The following is a 13,333-nucleotide window of genomic DNA, read 5'->3' on the forward strand; positions in this document are numbered from 1 at the left end:
CTGAGGTACTCTTTTATGGCATTACAGGACAAACTGATCGACGCGCTGGGGCGTTTCGCGACGACATTCAACAGCTATCGCTACATTATGGCGATCAAATCGGCGTTTATTACCCTGATGCCGGTGATCATCGTCGGGGCCTTTTCGGTACTGATCTCCAATATGGTGCTGGATCCAAAGAATGGGCTCGCCAGCTTTTCCTCGCTCTCCTTTCTCGCCGCGCTGAAGCCGATCACCAGCGCGCTGAACTACGCCACGCTCAACTTCCTCAATATAGGCGCCGTGTTTCTGATCGGCATTGAGCTGGGGCGGATCAACGGCATCAAAAGCCTGTTTCCCGGCCTGTTGGCGGTGATCTGTTTTATCTGCGTCACGCCGACCACGGTGGAGATGATGGTCGATGGCCAGATGCACGTGGTGAAAGATGTCCTGCTGCGTCAGTTCTCCGACACCCGCAGCCTGTTCCTCGGGATGTTCATCGCCATTCTGGCGGTCGAGATTTACTGCTGGCTGGAGGGGCGCAAGGGACTGAAGATCAAGATGCCGGATACCGTGCCGCCGAACGTTTCAGCCTCTTTTTCCGCGCTGATCCCGGCGATCATCACCACCACCGCGATCGCCACCTTTGGTTTTCTCTTCCACCAGCTGACGGGAATGTATCTCTACGATGCGGTCTACCAGGTGGTGCAGCAGCCGCTGGAGCGGGTGGTGCAGAGCCTGCCGGGGATCCTGCTGCTGATGTTCGTCGCCCAGCTATTCTGGGTGATCGGTATTCACGGCAACCAGATGATCAAGCCGATCCGCGAGCCGCTGCTGCTGGGGGCGATCACCGTCAATATGAGCGCCTTTGAGCAGGGGAAAGAGGTACCGAACATCATCACCATGCCCTTCTGGGATGTTTACATGAGCATCGGCGGCTCGGGGCTGACCATCGGCCTGCTGATTGCGGTGATGATCGCCACCAGGCGCAAAGAGATGAAAGAGATCGCCAAGCTGTCGATAGGCCCGGGGCTGTTCAATATTAACGAGCCGGTGATCTTCGGGATGCCGATCATGCTCAACCCGATCCTCGCCATCCCGTTTATCATCACCCCGCTGGTGACCGGCAGCATCGGCTATTTCGCCACCCTGACCGGCTTCGCCGGCAAGGCGGTGGTGATGGTGCCCTGGACCACGCCGCCGCTGATCAACGCCTGGCTCTCCACCGCCGGCTCGATGGGGGCGGTGGTCACCCAGCTGATCTGCATCGTGGCCGCGGTGCTTATCTATCTGCCTTTCGTCAAAATCGCCTCCCGCCGTGCCGATGCCGCGCAGCGTCAGGCAGACAATCAACAGACCGCCAACCCTGTCTGAGGAGCCTATGACTACCGTACGGACGACTATTCCCGATGATTTTATCCTTGGCGCGGCGGCTTCCGCCTGGCAGACCGAGGGCTGGAGCGGGAAAAAACCGGGGCAGGACTCCTGGCCCGATCTCTGGTACAAAAACGACCGTCACGTCTGGCATAACGGCTATGGCCCTGCGGTGGCTACCGATTTTATCAACCGCTTTCAGGAAGACGTGCAGCTGATGAAGCTGGCCGGGCTGACCCACTACCGCACTTCGATCAACTGGTCGCGCTTTCTGACCGACTATGAAAACGTCACGGTGGATGAGGAGTATGCGGCCTATTACGACCAGCTGTTCGATGCGCTGCTGGCCAACGGCATCACGCCGATGATCTGCCTTGAGCATTACGAACTACCGGGCTCTCTGCTGGAAAAGTATGGCGGCTGGGGGTCGAAAACGGTGGTCGAGCTGTTTGTGCGCTACGCGGAGCAGGTTTTTGCCCGCTACCACTCGAAGGTGACCCGCTGGTTTACCTTTAATGAGCCGATCGTGGTGCAGACCCGGGTCTATCTTGATGCCCTGCGCTGGCCCTATGAGCAGAACACCAGCACCTGGATGCAGTGGAACTACCATAAGGTGCTGGCGACCGCTTGCGTCGTGAAGCGATTTCGCGAGCTAGGCTATCCCGGGACCGTCGGCTGCATCCTCAATCCGGAGGTGACCTACCCGCGCTCCCGCGCCCCGCATGACCTGCGCGCGGCGGAGATCTACGATCTGTTCTACAACCGTATGTTTCTCGACCCGCTGGTGCACGGGGTCTGGCCGCCGGCGCTTATCGCGCTGCTTGAGCAGCATCAGGTGACGTGGGAGGCCAGCGCGGAGGATCTGGCGATTATCCGCGAGCACACCGTCGATGAGCTGGGGATTAACCTTTACTATCCGCACCGGGTCAAAGCCCCGTCGCGGGCCTGGCATCCGCATACCCCGTTCCATCCGGCCTGGTATTATGAGCCGTTTGAGCTGCCCGGCCGGCGGATGAACGCCTCCCGCGGCTGGGAAATCTACCCGCAAATCATCTTTGATATGGCGATGCGGATAAAAAATGACTATCGCAACATTCCCTGGTTCGTGGCGGAGAGCGGGATGGGGGTGGAAAACGAAGGCCAGTTCCGTAACCGCGAAGGCGCCATTGACGACAGCTATCGCATTCGTTTTATCAGCGAACATCTGTGGCACACCCTGCGCGCCCGCGAGGCAGGGGCCAACTGCCAGGGCTATATGCTGTGGGCGTTTACCGACAACGTGTCGCCGATGAACGCCTTTAAAAACCGCTACGGGCTTATCGAAATCGATCTGCAAAACCATCGCGCCCGGCGACCCAAAGCCTCGGCGCACTGGTTTCGTCAGCTCGGCGAACGGCGTGAACTGGTGCTGGATATCGATGATGAATACCGCTAGCCGGGGGCAATATTTGCTAAGATAGCGCCGTGTTTGACTCGCAGGCATGTAACGCACAGGTGATTTTGTGGAAAAAGCGATAATTCCGCCGGAAAAGAAGCCCTATCAGGAGATTGGTGATGACCTGCGCGCCCAGATCGCGCAGGGGCGCTACCCGGTCGGGTCGCGTTTGCCGCCGGAACGCCATATTGCCGAAACCTATGGCGTCAGCCGGACCATCGTGCGCGAAGCGCTGCTGATGCTGGAGCTGCAGGGGACGGTGGATATCCGTCAGGGATCCGGGGTGTACGTCATGCGTATCCCGCACGAAAACGACAGCGAAGAAGAGCAACTGCTCAGCAGCGACGTTGGTCCGTTTGAAATTCTCCAGGCGCGCCAGCTTCTGGAGAGCAATATCGCCGCCTTTGCCGCGAAAATGGCCACCCGCGCCGATATCGATAATCTGAAGCGGATTATCGAGCAGGAGCAGCGGGCAATCGCCCTCAACGACACCGCCCAGGATAACGCTCGTCTGTTCCATCTGGTGCTGGCCGGGGCGACGCAGAACCAGATGCTGTTAGCGACGGTGGAGCGGATCTGGCTGCAGATGGACAGCAGCCCGCTGTGGCAGCAGTTCAATGTGCATATTGCCAGCCGCGCCTGGCGGCTGAAGTGGCTCGGCGACCGGCAGACCCTGCTTGCCGCGCTGCGGCGTCGCGATGTGATGGGCGCCTGGCAGGCGATGTGGCAGCATCTGGAAAACGTTAAAAACAGTCTGCTGGAGCTGTCCGATGAAGACGCCCCGGACTTTGACGGCTATCTGTTCGACTCGGTGCCGATTTTTCAGGGGAAGCTGGTATGACGATCCTGCCGCTGTACGCCGCGCCGCAGTTCGCCCGGGAGGTGACCGACTGGCTGTGGCAGGCCTTTGGCGGCGAGGCGCTGCCGCGGGAGTTTTTCGCCAGCATTGTGCAGCATAGCCAGACGGCGGAGGCGCTGCCGCTGACCTTTATTGCCGTGGAAGGGGAGCAATTGCTGGGAACGATTGGCCTCTGGCGCTGCGATTTGATCAGCCGCCAGGATCTGTTTCCCTGGCTGGCGGCGCTGTACGTCGCGCCCGCCGCTCGCGGTCAGGGGCTGGCCGGACAGCTGCAGCGGCATGTGATCGATTATGCCCGCCGCGCGGGCTATCGGGAGCTTTATCTCTACTCCGCCTGCCGCGATTTTTATGAACGCTTCGGCTGGCGCTACATCGGCGAGGGGCTGGATTACCCGGCCACCGCCGTGCATCTCTATCGCTACGACTTATCGCCTTCCTGCGGGGCCACCACCGAATGACGGCGCACCAGCGTCGGGCTGAACAGGTGGGTGATCTCCGGCGCCGGGCGCTGCTCCGCCAGGGCTAAGGCCAGCTCGGCCGCCTGGGTCGCCATCGTGACGATCGGGTAGCGGACGGTGGTCAGCCGCGGGCGAACATAGCGCGAAATCAGGACATCGTCGAAGCCGATCAGTGAAATTTCCCGCGGGACGTCGATGCCGTTGTCGTTCAGCACCCCCATCGCGCCGGCGGCCATCGAGTCGTTATAGCAGGCGACGGCGCTAAAGTGGCGGCCGCGGCCAAGCAGTTCGGTCATCGCCTGTTCGCCGCCGCTTTCATCCGGCTCGGCGAACGTGACCAGCCGGTCGTTGCACGGCAGGCCGCTCTCCTCCAGCGCCGCGTAGTACCCCTGCAGGCGATCTTCCGCATCAGAGATATCGTGGTTTGAGCACAGGTAGCCGATACGCGTGTGCCCCTGCTGGATCAGATGGCGGGTCGCCAGCCAGGCGCCGTAGCGATCGTCCAGCGCTACGCAGCGCGTTTCATATCCGGGCAGGATGCGGTTGATCAGCACCATGCCGGGGATCTGCTTCATCAGCCCGGCGAGTTCCTCATCGGGGATCATTTTGGCATGCACCACCAGCGCCGCGCAGCGGTGACGGATCAGCTGCTCTATCGCCTGGCGCTCCTTCTGCACGTTGTGGTAGCCATTGCCAATCAGCAAAAAATTGCCGGTGCGATAGGCCACCTGTTCGACGGCTTTGACCATCGCGCCGAAGAAGGGGTCGGAGACATCGCCCACCACCAGGCCGACGGTTTCCGTGGACTGCTGGGCCAGCGCCCGGGCGTTCGCGTTGGGGTGATAGTTGAGGGTTTCCATCGCCGCGCCCACGGACTGACGCGAGGCTTCGCTGGCTTTGGGAGAGTTGTTGATGACGCGGGAGACGGTAGCGACGGAGACTCCTGCGAGTCGGGCTACATCCTTAATTGTCGCCATACCATGCCTTTTATAGGGTAAGCGTTTACATACTGCTATGTTACGGGAAAGAGCGGCAGATTCAAGGCGCGGCGGCGAAGGAATGGCGCAAATGTGATTTAGAGCGGGCTTATCGGTGACCTGTTTACATTGACGCTATCAGTAATTGAAACCGGCTCGGGGAAATACAAACCTTTGCTTACACTTTGCGATGCGCTGTTGCGAATGTTCGCTGGTTTGTCCGCCGAGCAGGTTGATATTCTGGCTATCCCAGAGGTATTGATAGGTGGAGTCAACGTCATGTTGACCACTTTACTTACACCAGCCTGCGCGGATGCGCAGGTTTTTTTTATTCTGAAAATCCCCCCGCTGCACTGCTTTCCCACGCCTTCTCGTGTAACCTGCTTTGACTCATCACCGGTCACATGGAGTTGTTATGCTATTGGGATTTTTCAGACTGCTGTTCAAGGGGTTATACCGGGTCAGACTGACCGGCGACACGCAGGCTTTGCACCAGCAAAAAGTCTTAATTACCCCGAACCACGTCTCGTTCCTCGACGGCATTCTGCTGGCGCTGTTTTTGCCGGTCCGACCGGTTTTTGCCGTCTATACCTCAATCAGCCAGCGCTGGTTTATGCGCGCGCTGACGCCGATTATCGATTTTGTGCCGCTGGACCCGACCAAACCGATGTCGATCAAACATCTGGTGCGCCTGATTGAACAGGGGCGGCCGGTGGTCATCTTCCCGGAAGGGCGAATTTCGGTCAGCGGCTCGCTGATGAAAATTTATGACGGCGCCGCCTTTGTCGCCGCCAAATCGCAGGCGACCATCGTGCCGCTGCGCATTGAAGGCGCTGAGCTGACGCCCTTCAGCCGGCTGAAGGGGCTGGTGAAACGTCGCCTGTTCCCGCGTATTCAGCTGCATCTGCTGCCGCCCACCCATCTGCCGATGCCTGAGGCGCCGCGCGCCCGCGACCGGCGCAAAATCGCCGGAGAAATGCTGCATCAGATCATGATGGAAGCCCGGATGGCGGTGCGTCCGCGGGAAACCCTGTATGAGTCGCTGCTGGCGGCGCAGGACCGCTTCGGCGCGCGCAAACCCTGTGTGGAGGATATCAACTTCCAGCCGGATACCTATCGCAAGCTGCTGACCAAAACCCTGTTTGTCGCCCGCATTCTGGAAAAATACAGCCAGCGGGGCGAGAAGATCGGCCTGATGCTGCCCAACGCCGGCATCAGCGCGGCGGTGATTTTCGGCGCGATCGCCCGCGGGCGCATTCCGGCGATGATGAACTATACCGCCGGGGTGAAAGGGCTCAGCAGCGCCATCGCCGCCGCGGAACTCAACACCATTTTTACCTCGCGCACCTTCCTTGATAAAGGCAAGCTCTGGCACCTGCCGGAGCAGCTGACTCAGGTGCGCTGGGTGTTCCTGGAAGATCTCAAAGGCGATATCACCCCTGCGGACAAACTGTGGATTTTCGGCCATCTGCTGGCGCCGCGTCTGGCGCAGGTTAAGCAGCAGCCGGAAGACGCGGCGATGATCCTCTTCACCTCCGGCTCGGAGGGCAATCCGAAAGGGGTGGTGCACAGCCATAAAAGTCTGCTGGCCAACGTCGAGCAGATCAAAACCATTGCCGACTTTACCGCTAATGATCGCTTTATGTCGGCGCTGCCGCTGTTCCACTCCTTTGGCCTCACCGTCGGTCTGCTGACGCCGCTGCTTACCGGCGCGGAGGTGTTTCTCTATCCCAGCCCGCTGCACTATCGCGTGGTGCCGGAGCTGGTCTACGATCGCAACTGCACAGTGCTCTTCGGCACCTCGACCTTTCTCGCCAACTATGCCCGCTTCGCTAACCCCTATGATTTCTATCGTCTGCGCTATGTGGTCGCCGGGGCGGAGAAGCTGCAGGAGAGCACCAAACAGCTGTGGCAGGATAAATTCGGCCTGCGCATTCTCGAAGGCTATGGCGTGACCGAGTGCGCCCCGGTGGTCTCGATCAACGTGCCGATGGCGGCGAAGGTCGGCACCGTGGGGCGTATCCTGCCGGGGATGGACGCCCGCCTGCTGGCGATGCCTGGCATTGAGCAAGGGGGGCGGCTGCAGCTGAAAGGGCCGAACATTATGAAAGGCTACCTGCGGGTGGAAAATCCCGGGGTGCTGGAAGCGCCGACGGCGGAAAATCAGCACGGCGAAAAGGAAGCGGGTTGGTATGACACCGGCGATATCGTCACCTTCGACGAGCAGGGCTATGTCCGCATCCAGGGCCGCGCGAAGCGCTTCGCCAAAATCGCTGGCGAAATGATCTCTCTTGAGATGGTGGAGCAGGTGGCCCTCGGCGCATCGCCGGACAAAATGCACGCCACGGCGATTAAACAGGACGCCAGCAAAGGCGAGGCGCTGGTGCTGTTTACCACCGATAATGAACTGACTCGCGAAGCCCTGCTGCGCTACGCTCGCCAGCACGGCGTACCGGAGCTGGCGGTGCCGCGCGATATACGCTGGCTGAAACAGCTGCCGGTGCTCGGCAGCGGCAAGCCAGACTATGTCACCCTGAAAAACATGGTCGACGAGGCAGAAACAACCCATGAGTGAGTCAGTGCATACTAACCCTTCGCTGTATTCGAAAGGGATGATGGCGGTGATCTGCGCCCAGTTCCTGTCGGCCTTCGGCGACAATGCGCTTCTCTTCGCCACCCTGGCGCTGATGAAGCAGCTTTATTATCCGGAGTGGAGCCAGCCGGTCCTGCAGATGTTGTTTGTGGGCGCTTACATCCTGTTTGCCCCCTTTGTCGGCCAGTTCGCCGACAGCTTTGCCAAAGGCCGGGTGATGATGGTGGCCAACGGCCTGAAGCTGCTCGGCGCCGGCTGCATCTGCTTCGGTGTCAATCCATTTATCGGCTATACGCTGGTGGGGATTGGCGCCGCCGCCTATTCGCCGGCCAAGTATGGCATTCTCGGCGAACTGACCACCGGCGATAAGTTAGTGAAGGCTAACGGACTGATGGAGTCCTCGACCATCGCGGCGATCCTGCTGGGCTCCATGGCCGGCGGGATCCTCGCCGACTGGCACGTGCTGGCGGCGCTGATCGTCTGCGCGCTGGTCTACGGCGGGGCGGTGGTGGCTAACCTGTGGATACCCAGGCTGCCGGCGGCGCGTCCGGGGCAGTCATGGCGTTTTAAGCCGATGACGCACAGCTTCTTCAGCGCCTGCCGCACGCTGTGGCGCAACGGCGAAACCCGCTTTTCGCTGATGGGCACCAGCCTGTTCTGGGGCGCTGGTGTGACCCTGCGCTTCCTGCTGGTGATCTGGGTGCCGGTAGCGCTGGGCATTACCAGCAACGCCATGCCCACCTATCTTAATGCGATGGTGGCGGTGGGGATTGTGCTGGGGGCCGGGGCGGCGGCGAAGCTGGTGACTCTGGAGACGGTGTCGCGCTGTATGCCGGCCGGGATATTGATCGGTATTGCGGTAATGGCGTTTGCGGTGCAGCAGTCGCTGCTGCCGGCGTTCGGACTGCTACTGCTGCTCGGGGTGTTCGGCGGCTTCTTTATCGTGCCGCTGAATGCGCTGCTGCAGGAGCGCGGGAAACACTCGGTCGGGGCGGGTAACGCGATTGCGGTACAGAACCTGGGCGAAAACGTGGCGATGCTGCTGATGCTGGGGCTCTATTCCCTGGCGGTGAGCGTGGGCGTTCCGCCGGTCGCCGTGGGGATAGGTTTTGGCGCGGTGTTTGCCGTGGCCATCGCCGCGCTGTGGGTCTGGGGGCGGCGTAAATAACTTCTCGTCGCGGTTGACTCGAAATCGTAACCCCTGCCAGGTGCGCGGGCAGAGGGAAATCCCGGGTTGCGGCTTGCGCCTGACCCGGGCTACCGCGGCTGCTGAGGCGGCTACCCGACCGGGGTAGCGTAGGCCCGGTAAGGTGTAGCCGCCACCGGGCAACAACGCGACGCCAGAAGCCGGCGTCGACAGGTCGTGCTACGGTGCCGGGTAGGTATAAACCTGATGCACCGCTTCAATCTCCGCTAATACCTCTTCGCTCAGCTCAAGCTGTAAACTTTCCACGTTGGCCTGCAGCTGCGCCATGGTCGTCGCCCCCAGCAGGGTGCTGGCGACAAACGGCTGCCGACGCACAAAGGCCAGCGCCATTTGCGCCGGATCGAGGCCGTGGCGTTTGGCGATATCCACGTACGCCGCCACCGCTTTCTGCGACTGCTCGCTGCTGTAGCGCGTAAAGCGGCTGAACAGCGTATTGCGCGCCCCCGCCGGCTTCGCGCCGTTGAGGTACTTCCCAGTCAGGGTGCCGAAAGCCAGGCAGGAGTAGGCCAGCAGCTCCACGCCTTCGAACTGGCTCACTTCCGCCAGGCCGACTTCAAAGCTGCGGTTCAGCAGGCTGTAGGGGTTCTGAATGGTCACGATCCGCGGCAGGTCGTGCTTATCCGCCAGGTGCAGATAACGCATCACGCCGAAGGCGGTTTCGTTCGACACGCCGATGTAGCGGATCTTGCCGGCGCGCTGGAACTCGGTCAGCGCCTCGAGGGTATCCAGCAGGGTCACCGCGGGGGCGGCGTCGGCCCAGGTGTAGCCCAGCTTGCCAAAGCAGTTGGTGGGGCGCTGCGGCCAGTGTACCTGATACAGGTCGAGATAATCGGTCTGCAGACGCTTCAGACTGGCGTGCAGCGCCTCGCGGATATTTTTCCGGTCCAGGACGTGGTTTGGTCGAATACTGCTGTCGTTATTACGCGCGGGCCCGCTGACCTTCGAGGCGAGCACCAGCTTTTCGCGATTGCCGCGTTTCGCCAGCCAGTTGCCGACGTAGGTTTCGGTCAGCCCCTGAGTTTCCGGGCGCGGCGGGACAGGGTACATTTCAGCGACATCGATCAGATTGATGCCGTTGGCGACCGCATAGTCGAGCTGCTGATGGGCATCGGCCTCGCTGTTCTGCTCGCCAAAGGTCATGGTTCCCAGCCCGAGGGTGCTGATTTCAAGTGAACTGTGTGGGATACGGTGATACTGCATAGCCAGCTTCCTTTTTATTTATAAGGTCAGGCATTCCCCGACAAAGGAGTATCAACATGGCAGAGGGTGAGAAAAAGAGGAAGTAAAAAAATCAAAAAAGCCGGGTGACGAGGAGGAGCGGTGGGTGAAACCCGCAGTGTCCTGGTGTGTCCCGACTCTTCTCAGAAGACTGGTTGTCGGTAAGCGCAGCGTCAACAGAGGCTGGGGCCGACGGGGAAAAATTAACGCTTAATGATTTGTGAAACGTCGTCACGATTGATCTGCATTTTATTACCCTGCTGATCTTCGTAGCTGATAAGACCGGTATCGTCATCCACGGTGGGTTTACCGTCGGTCAGGATCATTCGCCCATCTTTGGTCGCCATGACGTAATCGCTGCTGCAACCGGAAACCGAGAACGCCAGTCCTACGGCGGAAATCAATACTGCCCATTTTTTCATCGTCATCACCTCTTGAGTAGCTGCACCCCATACCTGTCTATTAATAGCCTGATTTGTGAGACATAAAAAGCAGTAAAGTCTGAAAAAGGGTTGCAGCCTGTGACCAGGCTGCAATTTTGTGGTTTACAGCGGGTTTTTCTTATTGCGCAGCAGGTTAAGACTCTCCACCGCAATAGAGAAGAACATCGCGAAGTAGATGTATCCCTTCGGCACATGGACGTCGAAACTTTCCAGCATCAGGGTAAAGCCGACGAGGATCAGAAACGACAGCGCCAGCATTTTCACCGACGGATGACGGTCAACAAAATCGCCGATAGGTCGCGCGGCGAACATCATGACCCCCACCGCAATCACAACCGCCGCCATCATAATAAACAGATGATCCGACAGGCCGACGGCGGTGATCACCGAGTCGAGGCTAAAGATGATGTCCAGCAGCATGATCTGCACGATGGCGCCGAGGAAGGAGTGAACGTTAGTTTTCAGCCCCTCCTCTTCGCCTTCGATAGATTCATGAATCTCTTTACTGGCTTTCCAGATAAGGAACAGTCCGCCAAACAGCAAGATCAGATCGCGAAACGAAATCTCCTGACCGAGGACGGTAAAGAGCGGGTTGGTCAGCTTAACGACCCAGGCGATAGAGGCCAGCAGCGCCAGGCGCATGACCATCGCCCCCATTAAACCGATCCGTCGCGCGTGGGCGCGCTGGGCGGTGGGGAGCTTGGCCACAACCAGAGAGAGAAAAATAATATTATCGATCCCGAGCACGATCTCCAGCAGCGTCAAGGTGCCCAGCGCCAGCCAGGCGTTAGGATCGGTTATCCATGCAAATAACATTGTTCAAAGTCCTGCAAAATAGAAAGCAGCAATTATATGCAAGCCCCAACGCAGAACAAAAAATTAATCGTGTTGTAACAAAAAATGGCGGGCGAGCAGGGCGGCGGTAAAATTCTTTTTCAGGTAGAAGCCGCGCGGCAGCGTGAGGATCGTCTCCCCGCGGGCGCCGATGGCTTCGGTCAACGCCTTGCTGTTGGCCGCTTTCGGTCTTAGCTGTAGCACCTCGCCGTGGCGGGCGGTAATGCGCTCCACCTCACCGAGGACAATAAGATCCATCAGCTCTTCCCAGTCCATGCGCAGCTGGCGCTCCTCTTCTTCGTCCGGACTCCACAGCAGCGGTGCGCCGACGCGCCGCGCCGCCAGAGGAATGGTGCGCTCTCCCTCCACAGGGATCCACAGGACTCGCTGCAGCTTATGCCGCACATGGCTGCTCTCCCAGGTGACGCCGCTATTGCCAGTTAACGGGGCGACGCAGACAAAAGTGGTCTCCAGCGGACGGCCCCGGCTGTCGATAGGGATCGTTTTGAGCTCCACCCCCAGCGCGGCGAAATCCTGCTCGGGTTTACTGCCCGCGCTGGCCCCCAGCCACAGCTCCAGCAGGATGCCCGTCCAGCCTTTATCACGTTTCAGATCGCGGGGAATGGGGATCCCGGCCAGCGCCGCCAGCTCACCCAGCGTATAGCCGGCCAGCTGGCGGGCCTGGGCCAACAGCTGTTCCTGACTTTGCGGCGGAGAGGAGAGCGGAGCGATAGCGGGCATAGGGCGACACCTTTGGTTAAAAAATGAGCGCTAATTTTGCGCGTTGTGGATAGAGTTTATCGTTTTCTGAGTAACTATACCAATCCCATGATTTATATGATTTTTTAAGGTCATTACGCGACAGGTGAAAACCATGAAAACAGGTTTTCCAGAACTGGTCACTGACAATAAACAGGATCTTACACCATGTTATCCACAGAAAAGTGGGATAACTGGGGAAAAGCCCCACTACTGGTTCGATTTACAGCCTTGACGTGCGACGAAAATCGAATTTTTAGAGAAAATATGCCCGCGACCTGCGCGTAATCTGTGGATAAAATCGACATTGCTCGATCTTTCATCAGTCGGCGGATCGCATGTGTGATGATCGTCACGTTATGCTGTAATAAGTGAAAGGAATATATTCTAACTTAATGAATATGCTATCATTATTATAAGGTGCTAGCAGTGCGACGTTCAGATTACTCCGGGTTTTCCCGGGTTAATTCCGTACTTCTTCACAACTCTATCCACAGAAAAAGTGAATAAAATCGGACGTCGGGCGCTTTCGCTGTTTATAACTCTGGCAATTACTGTGAGTTATTCAAATGTTATCCGTTCTCAGTGTGCGAACAGAGTGGTTTACCGTTTCCGACGAGTGTGAAACAATCATTCACATTGAAGCTTATCTTGAGGTAGTCCGGTGATTGATGACGATGGCTACCGCCCAAATGTCGGTATTGTAATCTGTAATCGTCAGGGCCAGGTCATGTGGGCCCGACGCTATGGTCAGCACTCGTGGCAGTTCCCGCAAGGGGGCATAAATCCAGGAGAATCCGCAGAGCAGGCGATGTATCGGGAATTGTTTGAAGAGGTCGGGTTAAGCCGTAAAGATGTGCGGATCCTTGCCTCAACCCGTAACTGGCTGCGTTACAAGTTGCCTAAACGTTTGGTGCGTTGGGACACAAAGCCGGTTTGTATCGGCCAGAAACAAAAGTGGTTTCTTTTGCAGTTGATCGGTAACGACGCGGACATCAATATGCAAACCAGCAGCACACCTGAATTTGATGGCTGGCGCTGGGTGAGTTACTGGTACCCGGTGCGTCAGGTGGTGTCGTTCAAACGCGACGTCTACCGCCGGGTGATGAAAGAGTTCGCCAGCGTCACTATGTCGCTGGCGGAGAGCGCACCTAAGCCGCAAAGCGCGCCTGCTTATCGACGTAAAAGAGGTTAAGC

The 13,333-nt window shown here is 58.7% G+C and carries 12 protein-coding genes and 1 pseudogene; 7 read left to right on the forward strand and 6 right to left on the reverse strand.

Features of this window, described 5'->3' with window-relative positions:
• The first annotated feature begins 15 nt into the window (after positions 1–15).
• The 4 genes from LGM20_RS04640 (at position 16) to LGM20_RS04655 (ending at position 4,105) form a co-directional block, all read left to right on the forward strand.
• Entirely contained in the window at positions 16–1,353 is a 1,338-nt protein-coding gene (locus tag LGM20_RS04640; protein ID WP_044524628.1) for a PTS sugar transporter subunit IIC, read from the forward strand.
• A 7-nt stretch (positions 1,354–1,360) separates the two neighbouring features.
• Positions 1,361–2,788: a glycoside hydrolase family 1 protein gene (locus tag LGM20_RS04645; RefSeq protein ID WP_044524627.1), complete on the forward strand. Its 1,428-nt coding sequence runs from the start codon at positions 1,361–1,363 to the stop codon at positions 2,786–2,788.
• A gap of 67 nt (positions 2,789–2,855) precedes the next feature.
• Complete coding sequence (locus LGM20_RS04650) at positions 2,856–3,629, forward strand: GntR family transcriptional regulator (RefSeq protein WP_004205433.1); 774 nt, start codon at positions 2,856–2,858, stop codon at positions 3,627–3,629.
• Positions 3,626–4,105 carry a GNAT family N-acetyltransferase gene (locus LGM20_RS04655; RefSeq protein WP_023290906.1) on the forward strand — a complete coding sequence of 160 codons (480 nt, stop codon included), beginning with the start codon at positions 3,626–3,628 and terminating at the stop codon, positions 4,103–4,105. Before LGM20_RS04650 ends, LGM20_RS04655 begins: the two co-directional genes overlap by 4 nt.
• On the opposite strand, the gene galR is transcribed toward LGM20_RS04655, so the two are convergent.
• A complete protein-coding gene (gene galR / locus LGM20_RS04660) occupies positions 4,066–5,082 on the reverse strand; it encodes an HTH-type transcriptional regulator GalR (protein WP_002915981.1) in 1,017 nt (338 codons plus the stop codon). The two genes, LGM20_RS04655 and galR, sit on opposite strands and share 40 nt — an antisense overlap.
• Positions 5,083–5,497: 415 nt before the next feature.
• Between galR and aas the strand changes: the two genes are divergently transcribed.
• Together aas and lplT are read left to right on the forward strand one after the other, a co-directional pair.
• A complete protein-coding gene (aas, locus tag LGM20_RS04670) occupies positions 5,498–7,657 on the forward strand; it encodes a bifunctional acyl-ACP--phospholipid O-acyltransferase/long-chain-fatty-acid--ACP ligase (protein ID WP_032453978.1) in 2,160 nt (719 codons plus the stop codon).
• Complete coding sequence (lplT, locus tag LGM20_RS04675) at positions 7,650–8,843, forward strand: lysophospholipid transporter LplT (RefSeq protein WP_023290904.1); 1,194 nt, start codon at positions 7,650–7,652, stop codon at positions 8,841–8,843. Before aas ends, lplT begins: the two co-directional genes overlap by 8 nt.
• 198 nt (positions 8,844–9,041) lie before the next feature.
• On the opposite strand, the gene LGM20_RS04680 is transcribed toward lplT, so the two are convergent.
• The 5 genes and pseudogenes from LGM20_RS04680 to LGM20_RS04700 form a co-directional block, all read right to left on the reverse strand.
• The gene (locus LGM20_RS04680) at positions 9,042–10,082 is read right to left on the reverse strand and encodes an NADP(H)-dependent aldo-keto reductase (protein WP_008806332.1); all 1,041 of its coding nucleotides are present in this window, start codon (positions 10,080–10,082) and stop codon (positions 9,042–9,044) included.
• A gap of 221 nt (positions 10,083–10,303) precedes the next feature.
• On the reverse strand, positions 10,304–10,522 hold the full coding sequence (locus tag LGM20_RS04685; protein WP_002915974.1) for a YgdI/YgdR family lipoprotein: 219 nt from the start codon (positions 10,520–10,522) through the stop codon (positions 10,304–10,306).
• A gap of 123 nt (positions 10,523–10,645) precedes the next feature.
• Positions 10,646–11,359, reverse strand: a complete 714-nt coding sequence (locus LGM20_RS04690; RefSeq protein WP_023290903.1) for a TerC family protein — start codon at positions 11,357–11,359, stop codon at positions 10,646–10,648.
• A 63-nt stretch (positions 11,360–11,422) separates the two neighbouring features.
• The gene (mutH, locus tag LGM20_RS04695; protein WP_032453976.1) at positions 11,423–12,118 is read right to left on the reverse strand and encodes a DNA mismatch repair endonuclease MutH; all 696 of its coding nucleotides are present in this window, start codon (positions 12,116–12,118) and stop codon (positions 11,423–11,425) included.
• An 88-nt stretch (positions 12,119–12,206) separates the two neighbouring features.
• Positions 12,207–12,347, reverse strand: a pseudogene (locus tag LGM20_RS04700) (hypothetical protein); the annotation flags it as partial.
• A 453-nt stretch (positions 12,348–12,800) separates the two neighbouring features.
• On the opposite strand from LGM20_RS04700, the gene rppH reads away from it, so the two are divergent.
• Entirely contained in the window at positions 12,801–13,331 is a 531-nt protein-coding gene (gene rppH, locus LGM20_RS04705) for an RNA pyrophosphohydrolase (RefSeq protein WP_004205443.1), read from the forward strand.
• The last annotated feature ends 2 nt before the right edge of the window (positions 13,332–13,333 follow it).

The sequence above is a fragment of the Klebsiella quasipneumoniae subsp. quasipneumoniae genome (assembly GCF_020525925.1).
Classification (GTDB): Bacteria; Pseudomonadota; Gammaproteobacteria; order Enterobacterales; family Enterobacteriaceae; genus Klebsiella; species Klebsiella quasipneumoniae.

Bases quoted from the DNA above. Each gene is read 5' to 3' on its own strand.
- galR (WP_002915981.1), bottom strand. From the start codon at position 5,082: ATGGCGACAATTAAGGATGTAGCCCGACTCGCAGGAGTCTCCGTCGCT.
- LGM20_RS04685 (WP_002915974.1), bottom strand. From the start codon at position 10,522: ATGAAAAAATGGGCAGTATTGATTTCCGCCGTAGGACTGGCGTTCTCG.
- mutH (WP_032453976.1), bottom strand. From the start codon at position 12,118: ATGCCCGCTATCGCTCCGCTCTCCTCTCCGCCGCAAAGTCAGGAACAG.
- aas (WP_032453978.1), top strand. From the start codon at position 5,498: ATGCTATTGGGATTTTTCAGACTGCTGTTCAAGGGGTTATACCGGGTC.
- LGM20_RS04655 (WP_023290906.1), top strand. From the start codon at position 3,626: ATGACGATCCTGCCGCTGTACGCCGCGCCGCAGTTCGCCCGGGAGGTG.
- LGM20_RS04680 (WP_008806332.1), bottom strand. From the start codon at position 10,082: ATGCAGTATCACCGTATCCCACACAGTTCACTTGAAATCAGCACCCTC.
- lplT (WP_023290904.1), top strand. From the start codon at position 7,650: ATGAGTGAGTCAGTGCATACTAACCCTTCGCTGTATTCGAAAGGGATG.
- LGM20_RS04640 (WP_044524628.1), top strand. From the start codon at position 16: ATGGCATTACAGGACAAACTGATCGACGCGCTGGGGCGTTTCGCGACG.
- LGM20_RS04690 (WP_023290903.1), bottom strand. From the start codon at position 11,359: ATGTTATTTGCATGGATAACCGATCCTAACGCCTGGCTGGCGCTGGGC.
- LGM20_RS04645 (WP_044524627.1), top strand. From the start codon at position 1,361: ATGACTACCGTACGGACGACTATTCCCGATGATTTTATCCTTGGCGCG.